The organism is Neptuniibacter sp. QD48_55 (assembly GCF_047778115.1).
Lineage (GTDB): Bacteria > Pseudomonadota > Gammaproteobacteria > Pseudomonadales > Balneatricaceae > Neptuniibacter.
Genome location: NZ_CP180555.1, coordinates 1906533 through 1925276, shown reverse-complemented (window position 1 = coordinate 1925276; position 18744 = coordinate 1906533). Strand labels below are relative to the sequence as shown.

At 44.6% G+C, this 18744-nt stretch carries 16 protein-coding genes; 12 read left to right on the top strand and 4 right to left on the bottom strand.

The window, feature by feature from the left end; translation table 11 throughout:
• Positions 1-23: 23 nt before the first annotated feature.
• Positions 24-770 (bottom strand): CsiV family protein, encoded by a 747-nt coding sequence (locus ACMXYW_RS08795; RefSeq protein WP_415903747.1) that lies wholly within the window; start codon positions 768-770, stop codon positions 24-26.
• Positions 767-4219 carry a transcription-repair coupling factor gene (mfd, locus tag ACMXYW_RS08790; protein ID WP_415903746.1) on the bottom strand — a complete coding sequence of 1151 codons (3453 nt, stop codon included), beginning with the start codon at positions 4217-4219 and terminating at the stop codon, positions 767-769. The genes ACMXYW_RS08795 and mfd overlap by 4 nt, the downstream gene beginning before the upstream one ends.
• 275 nt (positions 4220-4494) lie before the next feature.
• Between mfd and ACMXYW_RS08785 the strand changes: the two genes are divergently transcribed.
• From ACMXYW_RS08785 to sthA, 10 genes are all read left to right on the top strand, one after another.
• Positions 4495-5928 (top strand): glyceraldehyde-3-phosphate dehydrogenase, encoded by a 1434-nt coding sequence (locus tag ACMXYW_RS08785; protein ID WP_415903745.1) that lies wholly within the window; start codon positions 4495-4497, stop codon positions 5926-5928.
• Positions 5929-6244: 316 nt separating this feature from the next.
• Positions 6245-7585 (top strand): Na(+)-translocating NADH-quinone reductase subunit A, encoded by a 1341-nt coding sequence (locus ACMXYW_RS08780; RefSeq protein ID WP_415903744.1) that lies wholly within the window; start codon positions 6245-6247, stop codon positions 7583-7585.
• 2 nt (positions 7586-7587) lie between these two features.
• Entirely contained in the window at positions 7588-8799 is a 1212-nt protein-coding gene (locus ACMXYW_RS08775; protein WP_415884849.1) for an NADH:ubiquinone reductase (Na(+)-transporting) subunit B, read from the top strand.
• Entirely contained in the window at positions 8786-9562 is a 777-nt protein-coding gene (locus tag ACMXYW_RS08770; RefSeq protein ID WP_415884508.1) for a Na(+)-translocating NADH-quinone reductase subunit C, read from the top strand. The genes ACMXYW_RS08775 and ACMXYW_RS08770 overlap by 14 nt, the downstream gene beginning before the upstream one ends.
• Positions 9563-9565: 3 nt before the next feature.
• Positions 9566-10225 (top strand): NADH:ubiquinone reductase (Na(+)-transporting) subunit D, encoded by a 660-nt coding sequence (locus tag ACMXYW_RS08765; protein WP_415884509.1) that lies wholly within the window; start codon positions 9566-9568, stop codon positions 10223-10225.
• Positions 10225-10833: an NADH:ubiquinone reductase (Na(+)-transporting) subunit E gene (nqrE, locus tag ACMXYW_RS08760; RefSeq protein ID WP_415884510.1), complete on the top strand. Its 609-nt coding sequence runs from the start codon at positions 10225-10227 to the stop codon at positions 10831-10833. The genes ACMXYW_RS08765 and nqrE overlap by 1 nt, the downstream gene beginning before the upstream one ends.
• Before the next feature lie 33 nt (positions 10834-10866).
• Complete coding sequence (gene nqrF, locus ACMXYW_RS08755; protein WP_415884511.1) at positions 10867-12093, top strand: NADH:ubiquinone reductase (Na(+)-transporting) subunit F; 1227 nt, start codon at positions 10867-10869, stop codon at positions 12091-12093.
• Between the two features lie 7 nt (positions 12094-12100).
• Positions 12101-13135, top strand: a complete 1035-nt coding sequence (locus ACMXYW_RS08750; RefSeq protein WP_415903743.1) for an FAD:protein FMN transferase — start codon at positions 12101-12103, stop codon at positions 13133-13135.
• A 9-nt stretch (positions 13136-13144) separates the two neighbouring features.
• The gene (gene nqrM / locus ACMXYW_RS08745; RefSeq protein ID WP_415884513.1) at positions 13145-13384 is read left to right on the top strand and encodes a (Na+)-NQR maturation NqrM; all 240 of its coding nucleotides are present in this window, start codon (positions 13145-13147) and stop codon (positions 13382-13384) included.
• Positions 13385-13471: 87 nt separating this feature from the next.
• On the top strand, positions 13472-14875 hold the full coding sequence (sthA, locus tag ACMXYW_RS08740; protein WP_415903742.1) for a Si-specific NAD(P)(+) transhydrogenase: 1404 nt from the start codon (positions 13472-13474) through the stop codon (positions 14873-14875).
• Positions 14876-14917: 42 nt separating this feature from the next.
• Here sthA and ACMXYW_RS08735 read toward each other — a convergent pair whose 3' ends face one another.
• Both ACMXYW_RS08735 and ACMXYW_RS08730 read right to left on the bottom strand, forming a co-directional pair.
• A complete protein-coding gene (locus ACMXYW_RS08735) occupies positions 14918-15454 on the bottom strand; it encodes a substrate-binding periplasmic protein (RefSeq protein ID WP_415903741.1) in 537 nt (178 codons plus the stop codon).
• Between the two features lie 268 nt (positions 15455-15722).
• The gene (locus ACMXYW_RS08730; protein ID WP_415903740.1) at positions 15723-17951 is read right to left on the bottom strand and encodes an NADP-dependent isocitrate dehydrogenase; all 2229 of its coding nucleotides are present in this window, start codon (positions 17949-17951) and stop codon (positions 15723-15725) included.
• Positions 17952-18324: 373 nt separating this feature from the next.
• Between ACMXYW_RS08730 and ACMXYW_RS08725 the strand changes: the two genes are divergently transcribed.
• Entirely contained in the window at positions 18325-18513 is a 189-nt protein-coding gene (locus ACMXYW_RS08725) for an oxidoreductase-like domain-containing protein (RefSeq protein ID WP_415900995.1), read from the top strand.
• Positions 18514-18527: 14 nt separating this feature from the next.
• The gene (locus ACMXYW_RS08720) at positions 18528-18689 is read left to right on the top strand and encodes a hypothetical protein (RefSeq protein ID WP_415884518.1); all 162 of its coding nucleotides are present in this window, start codon (positions 18528-18530) and stop codon (positions 18687-18689) included.
• Positions 18690-18744 lie beyond the last annotated feature (55 nt).

The window sequence follows — 18744 nt, the reverse complement described above, 5'->3', positions numbered from 1 at the left end:
CCGGCTTTAACGCCGGTTTTTTTTTATTCTGTTTCAAGAGGGATTATTTCAACCAAAATTCCCATGAGTGGGTGGTCAATATAGTGAAGTTCTTCAGATTTCATTCGCCTTGCTTGATTCTGATGTGCAGTTACTACTTCAGGGATCATTGGGAAGGCAGAAGCGGTCTCGGCTATCACTTGTGTGGCTTGAGTTGTTTGTGCTGCTTCAGGCGTTGTTTCGTTATCGCCCTGCATTGTCAGCATAGCTTCGGTCTGAATTTCTTCTGCAGTCACTGAAGGTGCATTGCGACTAGGTGCAACCAACTGGCTGATATATAGATCAGGGCGGAAATGTAAGTATCGACCACGACCAACTGCAATATGTCCCTCTAGCTCTTGCATACCATTATCTAAAACACGGCCTGCACTGATTTTGATAGGACGAGGGTTCTGGGTATGTGATACAGGTTGCATCCAAGCTTCGTGGAAAAGAACCTGATAGTCTCCGCTATTATTTAATCGATTTTTAACGCTTTTAAGGCTGTGGCGGCTGGTAGGTAGGCTTTGGTAAGCAGTTGGATTTTCTCCAGCCCCAGGTTTGCCTTTAAGTGCTACGGCGCGATCACGCAATGGAATTTCGTTAATCTCTGGCCAGAATTCCTCGTGGATTGCCATAGGATCATTGTTGGCAAAAATAATAACCTCTACTTTGTACCAGCTGTTAGCAAATGCGCTGCTGCTGAAAATAAGTATTAAGGGTAGGAATATCGCTTTTAGCATTATCTTCATGATGTTTTAACTGCCAGATCACTCATAAGGCGTTCTACCGCTTTAAAGCGCTCTTCGGTTTTCTCCATGTCTAAACTGAATCGCAGTTTGTCTGCACCCTCAAGTTTATATTTTTGTGGCTGATTTTGAACCATTTTTACTAAAGTTAACGGATCTACTTTCGCATCAGTGGCAAATTCGATTCTGCCAACCTCGCTACCAGCATCAATTTTAACAATATTCATGGCTTCGGCGCGTAGTTTTAACTCAGTTAGCCTGAAGAGATTCTTAACCTGATCGGGTAGCAGTCCAAAGCGATCAATCATCTCTATTTGTAGCTCTTTGAGTTCAGTGGCTGAGTTGGCATTAGCGATACGCTTGTACAAAATTAAGCGGCTGTGTACATCAGGTAAGTATTCATCAGGTATCAGCGCAGATAGATGTAAGTTTACATCAACGCCTTGCTTGATCGGCTGATCCATATTTGGTGTTTTGCCTTCTTTAATGGATTCAACCGCTTGTTCTAGCATCTCCATAAACAGGGAGAAGCCAACCGTTTGCATCTGACCGCTTTGCTCTTCACCTAGTAATTCACCCGCACCTCGGATCTCTAGATCGTGCGTCGCAAGGGTAAAGCCTGCGCCAAGGTCGTCTGCGGACTCGATCGCTTCAAGACGCTTGATCGCATCTTTAGTCATTGTCTTCTTATGCGGTGTCAAAAGATAAGCGTAAGCTTGGTGATGTGAGCGCCCTACACGACCACGTAATTGGTGTAGTTGAGCTAGACCGAATTTATCGGCGCGATCGATTATGATGGTGTTGGCATTAGGAACATCTATACCGGTTTCGATAATGGTCGTACAAAGCAAGATGTTGTAGCGCTTATGGTAGAAGTCAGACATAACTTGTTCGAGTTCACGCTCACGCATTTGGCCGTGACCAATACCGATGCGTGCTTCAGGAACAAGTTCTTGTAACTCTTCTGCTGTTTTCTCAATGCTCTTAACTTCGTTGTGCAGATAATAAACCTGACCGCCACGAAGTAGCTCACGCAAAATAGCTTCTTTGACTAGAGTTGTGTCGCTATAACGAACAAAGGTTTTAACGGAAAGTCTTTTCGCTGGTGGTGTTGCAATGATAGATAGGTCGCGAATGCCAGACATCGCCATATTTAGCGTGCGAGGAATTGGTGTTGCAGTAAGAGTTAGAATGTCGACTTCAGAGCGAAGCGATTTTAGGCGCTCTTTCTGCTGAACACCGAAACGATGTTCTTCATCAATAATCACTAGGCCTAGATCTTTGAAATTGATGTCGCCAGAGAGCAGTTTATGGGTGCCAACAACGATGTCGACGCTACCGGCCTCTAGCTTATCTAGAATGGTGCTTTGCTGCTTACCTGTTCTAAAGCGTGAGATAAGCTCGACATTTACCGGCCAGTCAGCAAAACGGTCTTGGAAATTCTGGTAGTGTTGCTGTGCGAGTAGTGTAGTAGGTACAAGAATAACGACTTGTTTGCCGCTTTGTACTGCTATGAATGCTGCGCGCATTGCAACTTCGGTCTTACCAAAGCCTACATCGCCACATACCAAGCGATCCATAGGCTGAACTGCGGTCATATCTCGAATAACGTTGCCAATGGCTGCGGCTTGATCCGGTGTTTCCTCAAATGGGAAGGTAGCAGCGAATTGTAAGTACTGCTCATCAGGATCGCTAAACTGGAATCCGATACGCGAAGCACGGCGAGCATAGATATCAAGTAGTTCGGCTGCTGCATCACGTGCTTTTTCGGCTGCTTTACGTTTGGCTTTGGACCATTGCTCAGTGCCAAGTCGGTGCAGTGGTGCATGTTCATCACCTGCACCGGTGTAACGACTGATCAAGTGGAGCGCAGATACGGGTACGTAGAGCTTTGCTTCATCTGCGTATACAAGTGTTAGGAATTCGTTAGTTTGGCCTTCGAGCTCGATAGTCTGTAGGCCGAGATAGCGGCCTACACCGTGATCTAAGTGAACAACAGGCGAGCCTGGATTTAACTCTGATAGGTTACGAATAACCTGGTCATTCTGTTCCTGCTCTTTGCTCCGTCTTCGGCGTTGGAATACTTGGTGGCCAAACAGTTGAGTTTCAGTGATGAGATGCAACTGCCCTGAGATGGAAAGGCCTTGCTCAAGAGGGTATTCCGTGATGGCGAGGTCGTAATCAGACTCACAGAATGCTTGCCAGTTATCAACTTGGTTAGGCTTAACATTAATACGCGCGAGTAGTTCTAATAGTGCTTCACGACGACCAGCTGATTCGGCACAAAATAAAACTGCGCCATCGCGCTCTGCTAAAAAACTTTGTAATGCCGTTAGCGGCTCTTTCAGTTGTGAGTTGACCGGAAGTGAAGGTGGTTCGGTGCAAGGAAGATTACTGCGACCTTGTTTTTCATCAATAGGGTCGCTAGATATGCTAATGCGGCCATATTGCTTTAATGCAGAGAACAGTTCGCTAGTGGAGATGAACAGTTCATTAGGAGACAGTACTGGGTTAGTAATGTCATGGCGGCGCTGTTCATACCGTTCATTAACTTCTTGTGCGAATAGTTCTGCAGTTGCTTCAAGCTCGCTATCAACAATGATCTGCGTTTGTTGTGGAAGTGAAGCGAACAGAGAGCTGCATTCTTCAAAGAATAGGGGTAGATAATACTCAATACCCGGTGATGTCATCCCGTCAGAGATATTGGTATAGACAGGGCATTGTCTGTAATCGACATCAAATCTTTCACGCCAGCGAGATTTAAAACCGCTAATAGCACGTGCGTCGAACGGAAACTCTTTCGCAGGCAGTAAGTTGATCGCATCAATCTGCTCAATTGATCTTTGGGTTTCTGGATCAAATGTTCTAAGTGTTTCAATCTTATCATCGAATAACTCTATTCGATAAGGGTAGGGGCTACCTGTTGGAAATAGATCGATGATTGATCCACGGAAGGCGAATTCGCCATGTTCCATAACGGCGTCGACTGCGTGATAGCCAGCATCAATGAGTTGTTTGCGCAAATGTTCAGGATTGATGGTTTGTTCTAGTTTTAGATCAAAACAGTTAGCGGCAATAAAATCTGCGGGTGCGGTTCTATGCATTAACGTACTTAAAGGTACGATCAATATGCCTTTACTTAGATTGGGTAGCCTGTTGAGCGTAGAGATACGTTCAGAAATGATGTCCTGATGCGGAGAAAATGTATCGTACGGCAGTGTTTCCCAATCTGGGAATGAAAGAATTTCAAGTGAGTTGCTATCACTGGAGAAGAAACTTACTTCATCGTGTAACCGGTTCGCTTTGTTTGTATCGTTGGTTATGACTAAAGTGAAGCCATCAAACTGCTTTGCTGCGTCTGTAATTAATAAGCCGGTACCTGCGCCATAGGCTTGTCCGATCTGCTTCTTATCGCCGGGGCCTGTGGGTAGAGAGTAGTTCAGTTGCAGCACAGAGTTGCTCCTTTAATATGCGCTAACCAATAGTAAATCGGGTAGTTTAACCGTTGTAGATGTAATTGGTAGTTTTGAACTGGGGTAAATGGATAAATATAAGTCTTATTCAGTAGGACAAAATATATGGTTCCAAAGTCTATCATGCTGCATTTGCTCAAAAGGGTGGAAAAGAGGATAATGCGCGCACCAAATTTTTAGGGTCCGACTAATACTTGTAATCTGACTGTGTTAGTAGGGTACCAACGAGTTGACAAAACTTTTTGGAGTTTCATGTGAGCCAAGATCAAGTTTTTACAGATTGGAAAGAACGCGAAGCCTTAGCTGAAGCTATGGTTCCACTAGTAGGTAGTCTATACCGTGACCAGAACATCGAATCTTCAGTATTCGGTCGTCTGATCATCAAACGTTCTGTTATCGATATCCTAAAAGCACACCGTTTCGTGCGTCAGGTTGAAGAGCAGGAACTAACTGTAGTAGATACTTTTCCAATTCTGGAAGCTGTTAAAAACCTGAATGTACGCAATGCGCACATCGATGCAGGTAAGCTAGCAGTTAAATATCGCGCAGAAGGCAACGGTCAGGATCTAGAGACATTCCTGAAAGCTGAGCTTGCTGATGCAATTGGCACAGAAGAGCGTGAACCTACTGATGTAGTTCTTTACGGTTTCGGTCGTATCGGTCGCCTACTTGCTCGTCTTCTTATCGAGCGCACTGGTGGTGGTCAAGCGCTTCGTCTACGTGCAATTGTTGTACGTAAAGGTGCTGCCGCACGTGATCTAGAGAAGCGTGCTAGCTTGCTACGTCGTGACTCAGTTCACGGTTCTTTCAAAGGTACTATCACAGTTGACGAAGAGAACAACACAATCACTGCTAACGGTAACGTTATTCAGGTGATCTTTGCTAACTCTCCAGACGAGATTGATTACACTGCTTACGGCATCAATAATGCAATGGTCATTGATAACACTGGTAAGTGGCGTGATAAAGAAGGTCTATCTCTGCATCTTCAATCTAAAGGCGCTTCTCGTGCAGTTCTTACTGCACCAGGTAAAGGCGTTAAGAACATCGTAATGGGTGTGAACGACGGTGATATCTCTCCGGAAGATACTATCCTGTCTGCTGCGTCTTGTACTACAAACGCAATCACGCCTGTACTAAAAGCGGTATACGACAAGTACGGTATTGAGAATGGTCACGTTGAGACTGTTCACGCTTACACTAACGACCAGAACCTAATCGACAATTACCACAAAGGTGATCGTCGTGGTCGCGCTGCTGGTCTAAACATGGTTATCACTGAAACAGGTGCTGCTAAAGCTGTATCTAAAGCACTTCCAGCAATGGAAGGTAAGCTTACTGGTAACGCTATCCGTGTTCCAACACCAAACGTTTCAATGGCTATTCTTAACCTGAACCTAGAAAGCGAAACTGACAAAGAAGAGCTAAATGCTTACCTTCGTGAAGCTGCGCTACACGGTGCTATGCAGAAGCAGATCGACTACAGCAACTCTCCAGAAGCTGTATCTACTGACTTCGTTGGTTCTCGTGCTGCAGGTGTAGTTGATGCGTTGGCTACAATTGCTGGTGGTAAGCGTTGCGTACTTTACGTTTGGTACGATAACGAATTCGGTTATAGCTGCCAGGTTATCCGCATGATGCAGAAAATGGCTCAGTGCACTCTACCAGCTTTCCCGAAAGAAGCTTAAGTGTAGCGAGTTGATTAAAAAGCCACCTATAGGGTGGCTTTTTATTTGCCTTATGTATCATATTTCTATCAGTTATATGTATATAACTACAAATTCCACCGCTAAAAGGCAAGATAATCGGCTGGAACGCGCTGATATTGCTGGGTCTTTGTAGAAAAATGACACGTCGCTCAGGTATACTTAGCCAGATTTTTGGGTGGGGTAATTCCATTTTCGAAATAACTACAAGATATCGACTACGTTCGGGGACAGGCCGTGTCGGAATCAAAATCGATTTTGGAATCCTGAAAGAATTTAACGTAATTGGGTGAGGCGTATGATCAAGATCAACAAAGGTCTGGATCTACCGATCACGGGCGCTCCTGAGCAATCTATTACAGATGGCCCAGCAGTAGACTCCGTTGCCGTAGTCGGCTTTGACTATGTAGGTATGAAACCTACCATGGCCGTCAAGGTAGGTGATCGAGTAAAACTCGGTCAAGTGATCTTTTCCGATAAGAAAACAGAAGGCGTTAATTACACAGCACCAGGTGCGGGTGTAGTTAAGGCGATTAACCGTGGTGAGCGTCGTGCACTTCAATCAGTAGTGATTGAGTTGGACGGTGATGAAGCGGTTGAATTTAACAAATATAGTGCCAATGAGCTGGCTGGATTGACGCGCGAACAAGTGCAAGACAATCTAGTTAATTCTGGTTTGTGGACTGCGCTTCGCACACGTCCATTCAGCCGTGTACCTCAGCCAGGTACTACTCCAAACTCTATTTTTGTTACAGCAATGGATACCAATCCATTAGCAGGTGACCCAGCTGTCATCATCGCTGAACAAAAAGAAGCATTCTCCCAGGGTCTTACTATTCTGACTAAGCTGTCTGAAACGACTGTTTATCTATGTAAAGCGCCGGGTGCTGATATTCCATCTGCTGATGGTGTGACAGTAGAAGAGTTTGAGGGTAGTCACCCTGCAGGTAATGCTGGTACGCATATCCACTTCCTTGATCCTGTATCTCAGGAGAAAACAGTTTGGACAATCGGTTATCAGGATGTGATTGCAGTTGGTAAATTATTTACCGAAGGTAAGCTTTTCACTGATCGTGTTGTTGCTGTTAGTGGTCCTCGTGCGGCAAAGCCAGGTCTGTTACGAACTCGTTTGGGTGCGAGCTTCGAACAGCTTCTTGCTGGTGCGCAGAAAGAAGATCATAACCGTATTATCAGTGGTTCTGTTTGGAATGGTCGTACAGCTACTGAAGGCGCGTTTGCTTACCTTGGTCGTTACGCAAACCAGATCACTATCCTAGAAGAAGGCGATAAGCGTGAATTTATGGGCTGGGTAGTTCCTGGTACAAATAAGTTCTCTGTGCTTAATGTATTCGCTTCCTTCCTGAATCGTTCTAAGAAGTTTGACTTTACAACGACTACGAACGGTTCTGAGCGAGCTATGGTTCCGGTTGGTCAGTTCGAACAGCTAATGCCAATGGATATTCTTCCTACGCAATTGCTGCGTGCGCTAGTAACAGGTGACATTGTTCATGCAATGGAACTAGGTTGCCTAGAGCTGGACGAAGAAGACCTCGCGCTGTGCACATTTGCCTGCCCAGGTAAATATGAGTACGGCCCAATCCTTCGCGACAATTTGACGCGTATCGAGAAAGAGGCCTGATCATGAGCTTGAGAAATATTCTTGATAAAATGGAGCCGCACTTCCATAAGGGCGGTAAGTATGAAAATTGGTATGCGCTTTACGAAGCTGCAGATACTATTTTCTACACTCCGGGTTATGTAACTAAAACAGCAGCTCACGTACGCGACGCAGTCGACCTGAAGCGTATGATGATCTTGGTGTGGATGTGTACATTCCCAGCAATTTTCTTCGGTATGTACAACGTTGGTTTGCAGGCAAATACTGCAATGGAAACGATGGGCATCACCGAGCCAACATCTTGGCAAGCAGCACTAGCTGGCGCTATTTCGGGTTTTAACCCTGATAGTGTGTGGGACAACATCATTCTTGGTGCTGCCTACTGGCTACCAATCTACATCGTTACCTTTGTAGTGGGTGGTTTCTGGGAAGTATTGTTTGCAATGAAACGTGGCCACGAAGTAAACGAAGGTTTCTTCGTAACTTCTGTTCTTTTTGCTTTGATTCTTCCTCCAAGCATTCCGCTATGGCAGGTTGCTCTAGGTATCAGTTTTGGTGTTGTAATTGGTAAAGAAGTATTCGGTGGTACCGGTAAAAACTTCCTTAACCCTGCGCTAACTGGTCGTGCATTCCTGTTCTTTGCTTACCCAGCACAGATGTCTGGTGACGCAATCTGGACTGCAGTTGATGGCTTCTCTGGTGCGACAGCGCTTAGCCTTGCTGCTTCTGGCGGTGTTGATGCAATTCTTGCGCAGAACATCACTTGGTTCGATGCATTTATCGGTACAATCCAAGGTTCTGTAGGTGAAGTATCTACACTAGCGATTGCTGCAGGTGGTCTAGTACTGCTTATTGCTAAAGTTGCTGCATGGCGCATCGTTGCTGGTGTCTTCTTGGGCATGGTTGCTACTTCTACGCTATTTAACCTGATCGGCTCTGAAACAAACCCTATGTTTGGTCTGCCATTCTACTGGCACCTAGTGTTGGGTGGTTTTGCCTTTGGTATGTTCTTCATGGCGACAGACCCTGTGTCTGCATCTATGACTAACAAAGGTAAGTGGTACTTCGGTGCTTTGGTTGGTGTAATGGTTGTATTGATCCGTGTGGTTAACCCAGCATTCCCAGAAGGTATGATGCTGGCGATCCTATTTGCGAACTTGTTCGCACCGTTGATCGACAACTTTGTTGTTCAGGCAAACATCAAACGGAGGTTGGCGCGCAATGTCAGCAAGTAATGACACTATCGGTAAGACTATTACCGTTACAGTTCTTTTATGTGTTGTCTGCTCGGTAATCGTATCTGCGGCTGCTGTACTGCTTAAACCTAAGCAGGTAGCAAACAAGGATCAAGACCGTAAGAGCAACATTCTTACTGCAGCTGGTATCTCAGATGCTAATAAATCAGTAGATGAATTGTTTGCTCAGATCACTACGAAGTACGTTGATCTAGAGACTGGCAAATTCACTACAGATGTTCCAGCTAAATACGACGCTAAGAAAGCAGCTAAAGACCCTCAATTGGGTAAAGTGCTGACTAAAGATGTAGATATCGCTTCTATCAAGTATCAGGCTAAGGTCATGCCTGTATACCTAGTAGAAAAAGATGGCCAGATTGAGAAATTGATCTTGCCGGTACACGGCTACGGTCTGTGGTCTACACTTTACGGATTCTTGGCGCTAGAAGGTGACTTGAATACAGTTGTTGGTTTTGGTTTCTACTCTCACGCTGAGACTCCTGGTCTAGGTGGTGAAGTTGATAACCCTAACTGGAAAGCGCTATGGCCAGGTAAAGAAATTTACCCTGCAGGTTCTATGGAACCAGCGATTGGCTTAATCAAGGGCACTGTAGATTCGTCTAACCCTAAAGCTAAGCATCAGATCGATGGCCTAGCGGGTGCGACGTTGACTGCAAACGGTGTTACGAACCTAGTTCAATTCTGGATGGGTTCAAACGGTTATGCACCGTTCTTGGCTAACCTGAAAGCAGGGGGGGCGTAAGCGATGTCACAAGCTAAAGAAGTACTGAGTACTCCAGTATTTAAGAACAACCCAATCGGTCTTCAGATCCTTGGTGTATGTTCTGCGTTGGCGGTTACCTCTAACTTAAATACTGCTCTAGTAATGACTATGGCAGTAATTGCGGTAACAGCATTCTCGAACTTGTTTGTATCGATTATCCGTAATCATATTCCAAGCAGTGTTCGAATCATCTGTCAGATGACTATCATCGCGTCATTGGTAATCGTTGTTGACCAGATTCTTAAAGCTTTTGCTTACGATGTGTCTAAGCAGCTTTCTGTATTCGTAGGTCTGATCATTACTAACTGTATCGTAATGGGTCGTGCTGAAGCCTTCGCTATGAAGAACCCTCCAGGTATCTCCTTCATGGATGGTATCGGTAACGGTCTAGGTTACGGTGTGGTTCTAATCTTCGTAGGTTTCCTACGTGAGCTATTCGGCGCAGGTAAACTGTTTGGCTACGAAGTTCTGCCTCTAGTAAACGATGGCGGCTGGTACTTGGCGAACGGTATGATGCTGTTGCCACCAAGTGCATTCTTCATCATTGGTATGTTCATCTGGTTGACTCGTACTTTCTACAAAGATCAAGTAGAAGCTCCAGAGTTCGAGCTAGCTAAAAATACTAAGAAGGAGGCTGTGTAATGGAACAGTTAATCAGCCTTGCCGTTAAGGCGATTTTCGTTGAAAACATGGCGCTAGCATTCTTCCTAGGGATGTGTACGTTCTTGGCGATTTCCAAGAAAGTGCAAACCTCTCTAGGTTTGGGTATTGCTGTAGTCGTTGTGTTGGCAATCACAACACCTGTAAACAACCTAATCTTTAACTTGCTTCTTCGTGAAGGCGCACTTGCATGGGCAGGTTACCCTGAAGTTGATTTGAGCTTCCTTGGTTACATCTCTTACATTGGTGTAATCGCGGCGATGGTACAGATCCTTGAGATGTTCTTGGATAAATACGTACCAGCTCTATACAACTCTCTGGGTGTATTCCTACCTTTGATCACAGTTAACTGTGCAATCATGGGTGCGGCACTGTTCATGGTAGAGCGTGACTACACGTTTGGTGAGTCAGTGGTTTACGGTGTAAGTGCAGGTATCGGTTGGGCGCTAGCTATTACAGCGCTTGCGGGTATACGTGAAAAACTTAAATACAGCGACGTACCAGAAGGTCTACGTGGTCTGGGCATTACCTTCATCACTGTTGGTTTGATGTCTCTAGGCTTCATGTCTTTCTCTGGTGTATCTCTTTAATGCCAACATGGTCGACAAAGGAAGGATTAGCCAATGAATGCTGAAATCGTTCTAGGTGTTGTCATGTTTACTGCTGTGGTGCTTGCACTAGTAGCAGTAATTTTGGCAGCTCGCTCTAAACTAGTAAGTTCTGGTGACGTTACGATTAATATCAATAACGATCCAGAAAAATCAATCACAGTACCTGCTGGCGGTAAACTGCTACAGACCCTTGCTGATTCGGGTATTTTCATCCCGTCTGCTTGTGGTGGTGGTGGTACTTGCGCACAGTGTAAATGTGAAGTTCATGCGGGTGGTGGTTCTATGCTACCAACTGAAGAATCTCACTTTACAATGCGTGAAGCTAAAGAAGGCTGGCGTCTATCTTGTCAGGTAGCTGTTAAGCAGGACATGGACATCGAACTTGAAGAAGAGATCTTCGGTGTTCAGAAGTGGGAATGTACTGTTGAATCTAACCCTAACGTTGCTACGTTCATCAAAGAGCTGACTCTACGTCTGCCTGAAGGTGAGAATGTAGACTTCCGTGCAGGTGGTTATGTTCAGCTTGAATGCCCACCTCACGTTGTTAACTACAAAGATTTTGTGATCCAGGAAGAGTATCGTGGTGATTGGGATCAGTTCAACATGTGGCAGTATGTGTCTACTGTAACTGAGCCAACTATCCGTGCTTACTCTATGGCGAACTACCCAGAAGAGCGTGGTGTTGTTAAATTTAACATCCGTATCGCGTCTCCACCTCCGGGTACTGATCACCCACCGGGTATCATGTCTTCTTACGTATTCAACCTTGTTGAAGGTGATAAGATCACTGTTTACGGACCATTTGGTGAATTCTTCGCGACTGATAACGACAGCGAAATGGTATTCATCGGTGGTGGTGCTGGTATGGCGCCAATGCGTTCACACATCTTTGACCAGCTTAAGCGTTTGAACTCTACTCGTAAGATCTCGTTCTGGTACGGCGCACGTTCTTTGCGTGAATCGTTCTACAACGAAGAGTACGACATGCTTCAGGATGAGAATGATAACTTTAAGTGGCACTTAGCGTTGTCTGACCCTCAGCCAGAAGATAACTGGGATGGTATGACTGGCTTCATCCATAACGTATTGTATGAAAACTATCTAAAGGACCATGAAGCGCCTGAAGATTGTGAGTACTACATGTGTGGACCGCCAATGATGAACTCCGCTGTAATCCAGATGCTTCTTGATTTGGGTGTAGAGCGTGAGAATATCTTCCTTGATGACTTCGGTGGTTAAGTAAGATATGTTTGTCAAAAGACAAGCCTACAAATGGCCGGCAGCTCAGCTGCTGGCCATTTTGTTTTTATTGGCTTTGTTATCGGCCTGTAAGGAAAAGCCTCCTGAGGTTAAATCTCATCAAGGTATAACAATGGGGACGACTTATACGGTCAAGTGGATTCCTATTCACAATCAACCTGCTATCAATCCAGCGGTTTTCAATCAGGCTTTGCTGGAAGTAAATCAAGCAATGTCGACCTACATTGATGATTCCGAACTTTCTCTTATCAATAAGCTTCCTGCGGGAAGTTCTGTTGAGCTTTCTAATGATCTAGCCTTCCTTTTGTCCAAATCCATCGATATAAGTGCTCTTTCTTCAGGTGCGTTTGATGTAACTGTTGGGCCACTTGTGAATTTGTGGGGCTTTGGGCCGGATGGGCGTATAATTATGGCGCCATCCCAGCTTGAGATTCAGCAGGTTCAACAAGAGATCGGTTATAACTATTTGGAACTTAATGGCAAAATGCTAACCAAAGAGAAGGCTAGTTATATTGATCTATCGGCGATTGCTAAAGGATACGGTGTAGATGTGCTTGCGACTTTACTAGAGGAGCAGGGTGTTGAAAGCTATCTTGTTGAAATTGGTGGTGAGTTGCGCGCTAAAGGGTTGAAGCCTGATGGTAGTGAGTGGAAGATTGCTATCGAGTCTCCAGCAGCGGGATTTGATCGCTCGGTGCAACGAATTATCGCAGTGAAAGATGTAGGTATAGCCACGTCGGGAGATTACCGAAACTATTTTGAAGAGAATGGTGTTCGTTTTTCTCATACAATAGATCCGTCGACTGGTAGTCCGATTACGCATAGATTAGCATCTGTTACGGTGTTGATGCCGAGTTGCGCCGAGGCTGATGCCTATGCTACAGCGATGATGGTTATGGGCGAAGAGAGGGCGCAAGCCTTTGCACTTGAGAACGGTATCGAAGCATTTTTTATCATTAAAGCTGAGAATGGATTCGTTGAGAAAATGACTCCTGGTTTTAAACAATATCTGGTTCAATAGGTTTTAATTATGAGCACAATTATCTTATCTTTTGTCATCTTGTTATGTGTCATAGTCGCCATGTCTGTTGGCGTGATTTTGGGTCGAAAGCCTATTAGTGGTTCTTGTGGTGGTTTGGCTAATGTCGGTATTGAAGGTAAGTGCAGCATTTGCGGTGATGACCCTCAAAAATGTGAAGAAGAGCAAGATAGACAAGCGAAAGAAGAAGCATCTGCAGATCTAAGTTACGAAGTTAAATCTAAAGAATAATTGAGAGCTACGTAACTAAGAGTAAGCTGTTCTTAATAAAAAGATCAGCTGAAACAATAAGATATAATTATAAGATAGGGGTAAATGATGGCGGTATATGACTATGATGTCATTGTGATAGGTTCCGGTCCTGCTGGTGAAGGTGCAGCAATGAACGCCGCGAAAAAAGGGCGTCGTGTTGCTGTTATCGAAGAGCAGGAGGCCGTAGGTGGTAACTGTACGCATAAAGGTACAATCCCATCTAAAGCGCTTCGCCACTCTGTAAAACAGATCATAGAATTTAACACTAACCCTATGTTCCGTGATATCGGTGAGCCACGTTGGTTCTCCTTTCCTAAGGTTTTAAAGCGTGCAGAGAAGGTTATGTCCAGCCAGGTAATGCTGCGTACAAACTTCTATGCGCGTAACCGTATTGATGTTTTCTTCGGTGTAGCTGAATTTGAAGACAAAAATACAATTATTGTTCGTGGTACCTCCAAGGGTGATGAGACACTGCGTGCTAAGAACGTTGTAATTGCAACAGGTTCGCGTCCTTATACGCCAGCTGATATCGACTTTAACCATCCTCGTATCTATAACTCGGATACAGTTCTCAAGTTAAGCCATACGCCTCGCACATTGATCATCTATGGAGCTGGGGTTATCGGTTCTGAGTACGCTTCGATTTTCAGCGGCTTGGGTGTAAAAGTTGATTTGGTTGATAGTCAGAGCCGTCTACTGTCTTTCTTGGATGCTGAGATCTCTGATTCATTGAGCTATCACCTTCGTAACAATGCTGTGAAGATTCGTCATAACGAAACTTATGAAAGTGTCGTAGCTGATGAGCGTGGTGTTACGCTTACGCTTCAGTCTGGTAAGAAGATTCGCGCAGATGCTTTCCTATGGTGTAATGGCCGTAGCGGTAACACTGAGACGCTTAAGTTAGAGAACATTGGCCTAGAGGCTAATAGCCGTGGTCAGCTAGAAGTTGATGATCATTACCGTACATCTTGTGAAGGTATCTATGCTGCGGGTGACGTTGTAGGCTGGCCAAGCCTTGCTTCTGCTGCGCTTGATCAGGGGCGTGCTGCTGCTGCAGATATGTTGTCTGCTGAAGACTTCCGTTATATCAATGAAGTACCTACTGGTATCTACACAATCCCAGAAATTAGCTCTGTAGGTAAAACTGAAGAAGAGCTAACAAAAGAATGTGTGCCTTATGAAGTGGGTCAGGCTTTCTTTAAAGACACTGCGCGTGCGCAGATCTATGGTCAGCCAGTTGGTATGCTTAAGATTCTATTTAATCGCGATACTTTAGAGATTCTGGGTATCCATTGCTTTGGTGAGCATGCCTCGGAGATCGTTCATATCGGTCAGGCTATTATGGCTCAGGAAGGCGAAGCCAATACGCTTAAGTACTTCATCAATACTACGTTTAACTATCCAACAATGGCTGAGGCTTATAGAGTTGCGGCTATTGCGGGCTTAAACCGTATTGCGAATCTTTCATAAGAATTCTATGTCAGTTAAAAAAGCACGCTTTTGCGTGCTTTTTTATTGTCTGCAGTAACGTACGGCCTTATTGAACTGTTCTAAAAACAAGGGTTGTGAAACTAGAAAATCTTTCGAGAAATAAACTCCAAGAGGTTTGTTTCGATTCAGTGCGGATCTAACTTTTTCTTTATGCCCAAATTCATCGATCAAGCTATTCATGACCTGATCGTTTGCTAGGATTGCATCAACTCGACCACTAAGAAGGAAGGAAAGCAGCTTTTGATTATCTTGTGGCGGGTTATTTATGGTTTGAAAGTCATTTTGTAGAAGCCACTTTTGCATATTGGCACCTAGGAAGCTGGTAACTACACCTCTCTGCTTAAAGTCGTCTGCCGATGGGTCAAGTGCGTTGTTTTTCAGCAAATACCAAGTCCATTTCTGTTCGGCAATAATTTCTGACATAACCGCGTATCTGTCGCGATCAAGGTTATGCGATGCGGCAAAAAAGCCTTCTGCTGCATTGTGTCGCACCATGCTTTGAGCGCGTTTCCAAGGTGTAATAATTATTTCTAAAGAATGGTCGGGTATTTGTGTCATAGCGCATTTGACTACTTCTACGGCCGTGCCAGTAATTATTTTGTCTTGTATGTAGCTATAAGGTGGGAGCTGATGTGTAGTCAGTCTAACGTTGTCTGCTATAGCTATCTGAGGCGCTATAAAGAGGCATGCTAATGAGCATAGTTTGAATAGGTTTCTCATTGGGCTACCGAACTGATTTCGCTCTTTGTCTATGAGTATAGTAAAGACTGTTGTAGATAATAAAAAACCCGGCTTTAAGCCGGGTTTTTCGTTAGCGGATCGCTAATTATTTAGTTGCTGCTGCAAGTGCTGCATTTAGTGTAGCGCTTGGACGCATAACCTTCTTAACTAATTCGCGTTTAGCGTGGTAGTAACCGTCAAGTTCTGCCGGAGAGCCTTGGCACTCAGCAAGCTCAGAGATAATCTGATCTTCTTGGCTTGTTAGTGTTTCAGCAAGCTCTTTAAAGTCTGCTGCAAGTTCTTGATCTTCAGTTTGAGCAGCTACTTCTTGTGCCCAGAATAGGCCTAGGTAGAAGTGGCTGCCACGGTTATCTAGCTCACCAGTCTTACGAGAAGGAGATTTGTTCTCTTCTAGTAGTCGGCCAGTAGCTGCATCTAGTGTTTTAGAAAGTACGGCAGCGCGTTTGTTGCCCTGCTTGATGCCTAGGTCTTCAAGAGAAACGGCTAGTGCTAGGAATTCACCTAGGGAATCCCAACGAAGGTGGTTCTCTTCTTCAACCTGTTGTACGTGCTTAGGAGCAGAACCGCCTGCGCCAGTTTCGTACATGCCGCCACCTTTAAGCATTGGTACAATCGATAGCATTTTCGCAGAAGTGCCAAGCTCAATGATTGGGAATAGGTCAGTTAGGTAGTCACGTAGTACGTTACCAGTAACAGAGATCGTGTCTTTGCCACGAACCATGCGATCCATAGTGAAACGAATTGCTTGGCTGTAAGACTTAACGTAAATTTCTAGACCGTCAGTGTCGTGATCTTTCAGGTATTCGTTAACTTTCTTAGTTAGTTCAAGATCGTGCGCACGTTCTTGATCTAGCCAGAAGATTGCAGGAGTATCGGACTGACGCGCGCGAGTAACAGCTAGTTTAACCCAGTCACGGATTGGCTCATCTTTAGTTTGACATGCACGCCAGATGTCGCCTTTCTCAACTTCGTGTTCCATAAGAACAGTACCGTCCGCAGCTACTACACGCATTGTGCCTGCTTCAGTTTCGAAAGTTTTGTCGTGAGAACCGTATTCTTCTGCTTTCTTAGCCATCAAGCCAACGTTTGGCACTGTACCAATTTTAGTTGGGTCGAAAGCGCCGTTTGTTTTACAGAAGTTGATCATGTCTTGGTAGATTCGTGCGTAAGTACGCTCTGGCATTACTGCTTTAGTATCTTTCGGACGACCATCAGGGCCCCACATTTTGCCGCCATTACGAATCATTGCTGGCATAGACGCGTCAACAATTACGTCTGAAGGAACGTGTAGGTTAGTGATGCCTTTTACAGAATCAACCATCGCCATTTCTGGACGATGTTCGTGGCAAGCGTGGATCGCTTCTTCAATCTCTTCACGTTTAGAGCGCGGTAGGTCAGCGATCTTATCGTATACGCTACCAATACCATTATTTGGGTTTACGCCAAGTTCTTCGAAGAAGTCGCCGTACTCATCGAATAGCTCTTTGTAGAATACAGTTACAGCGTGACCGAAAACGATAGGGTGGGAAACCTTCATCATCGTAGCTTTAACGTGTAGTGACCACATAACGCCAGTTTCTTGTGCGTCTTGTAGAGTCTCTTCGAAGAATTCACGTAGTGCTTTGCAGCTCATGCGCATGCTGTCGAAGATTTCACCTTTTTCTAGGCTAACTTCTTTCTTAACTTCAACGTTGCCAGCTGGATCTACGAATTCGATACGAACTGTGCCAGCTTCTTCCATTGTTAGGGATTGCTCGCTAGAAAAGAAGTCGCCTTCGCGCATGTAATCAGCGTGTGTGCGAGAAGCCTTGCTCCATTTACCCATCGAGTGTGGGAATTTTTTAGCGAAAGCTTTTACCGCACCAGGTGCGCGACGGTCAGAGTTACCTTCACGAAGAACTGGGTTTACAGCAGAGCCAAGGATTTTTGAGTAGCGCTGCTGTGCATCTACATCTTCATCAGACTTTGGATCTTCTGGGTAATCAGGGATATCGTAGCCCTGGCCTTGAAGCTCAGTGATGCATGCTTTTAGCTGAGGGATTGAAGCACTGATATTTGGAAGCTTGATGATGTTTGCTTCCGGATCTTGAGTTAGTTCGCCTAGAAACTTTAGGCCATCTTCAACACGCTGTTCTGCAGTAAGCTTCTCAGGGAAGGCGGATAGTACACGCCCAGCTAAAGAGATATCTGTGATTTTTACGTCGATGTCTGCTGCAGAAGTGAAAGCTCTTACGATTGGCAGAAGTGAACATGTCGCCAAGGATGGTGCTTCGTCGGTTAGGGTGTAATAGATGGTTTGTTTTTTTGTAGTCATTGTAATCCCCAAAGTTTTATGGCAGTGCGGCCAAGGGTTTAAATCAAGGTGGCTTGTGGCCGCCTTTCTCCACTATTTTTAAACCCGATGGTTGTAATTTAGTGACAGAATTATACTGAAATTAGACGCCGAGTCATACGTCTGGCCTATGTACTTATGGCTAATGTTGTTGTGTTTTTACAACTATTTTTTAATTTTGCGCTTGTTGCAGTGCGAAAAAGCACTAACCCATTAGTTTTTTTGTAGTTCGACTACTATTTATAGCTTACTTGTGTTGCAGTTTTTGTATTGAATTAGTCTGTGATACTTTAGGTTTAGTCGCGATATCAAAAGGAGATTTGTCTTGTAAAATGGACTTATGAATGAGGTTTATATGAGTTCTAAAGAAAAGCCGATTCCTCCTGGTGATTTTGAGTGTTGCGAAAGTGGGTGTTCTCAATGTGTCTGGGATATCTATTTTGATGAGCTGGATCAGTGGAAAGCTGAGCAAAAACCTAAAAAACCAAATGAAGCTCAAGGCTCTTACGAAAAACGTGGAACTGAGTCACAAGACAGACGCTAAGCGGTGGGTGATTTATGTCAGGTAAAGTTGTTAGTTTGGATGCTTCTAGAGAGAAGGCAAAGCACAAGAAAAAAGAAGAAAAGTTAGAATCTATACAGAAAAGATTCGAAAAGGCTTTACCTTCAAAGGAAACTGATTCAAAGAAGAAGTTGCTGGATATTTTTAAGAAGAAGTGATTTTGTATTAATTGCTTGGTGGGTCTTTATGTCAGGCAAAGAAAAAGGGGCTAAA

What these genes read in the sequence shown, in the direction of transcription:
- ACMXYW_RS08795 (WP_415903747.1), bottom strand. Translation starts at nt 770, where the DNA reads ATGAAGATAATGCTAAAAGCGATATTCCTACCCTTAATACTTATTTTC.
- ACMXYW_RS08780 (WP_415903744.1), top strand. Translation starts at nt 6,245, where the DNA reads ATGATCAAGATCAACAAAGGTCTGGATCTACCGATCACGGGCGCTCCT.
- ACMXYW_RS08775 (WP_415884849.1), top strand. Translation starts at nt 7,588, where the DNA reads ATGAGCTTGAGAAATATTCTTGATAAAATGGAGCCGCACTTCCATAAG.
- ACMXYW_RS08770 (WP_415884508.1), top strand. Translation starts at nt 8,786, where the DNA reads ATGTCAGCAAGTAATGACACTATCGGTAAGACTATTACCGTTACAGTT.
- ACMXYW_RS08765 (WP_415884509.1), top strand. Translation starts at nt 9,566, where the DNA reads ATGTCACAAGCTAAAGAAGTACTGAGTACTCCAGTATTTAAGAACAAC.
- nqrE (WP_415884510.1), top strand. Translation starts at nt 10,225, where the DNA reads ATGGAACAGTTAATCAGCCTTGCCGTTAAGGCGATTTTCGTTGAAAAC.
- nqrF (WP_415884511.1), top strand. Translation starts at nt 10,867, where the DNA reads ATGAATGCTGAAATCGTTCTAGGTGTTGTCATGTTTACTGCTGTGGTG.
- ACMXYW_RS08750 (WP_415903743.1), top strand. Translation starts at nt 12,101, where the DNA reads ATGTTTGTCAAAAGACAAGCCTACAAATGGCCGGCAGCTCAGCTGCTG.
- nqrM (WP_415884513.1), top strand. Translation starts at nt 13,145, where the DNA reads ATGAGCACAATTATCTTATCTTTTGTCATCTTGTTATGTGTCATAGTC.
- sthA (WP_415903742.1), top strand. Translation starts at nt 13,472, where the DNA reads ATGGCGGTATATGACTATGATGTCATTGTGATAGGTTCCGGTCCTGCT.
- ACMXYW_RS08735 (WP_415903741.1), bottom strand. Translation starts at nt 15,454, where the DNA reads ATGACACAAATACCCGACCATTCTTTAGAAATAATTATTACACCTTGG.
- ACMXYW_RS08730 (WP_415903740.1), bottom strand. Translation starts at nt 17,951, where the DNA reads ATGACTACAAAAAAACAAACCATCTATTACACCCTAACCGACGAAGCA.
- ACMXYW_RS08725 (WP_415900995.1), top strand. Translation starts at nt 18,325, where the DNA reads ATGAGTTCTAAAGAAAAGCCGATTCCTCCTGGTGATTTTGAGTGTTGC.
- ACMXYW_RS08720 (WP_415884518.1), top strand. Translation starts at nt 18,528, where the DNA reads ATGTCAGGTAAAGTTGTTAGTTTGGATGCTTCTAGAGAGAAGGCAAAG.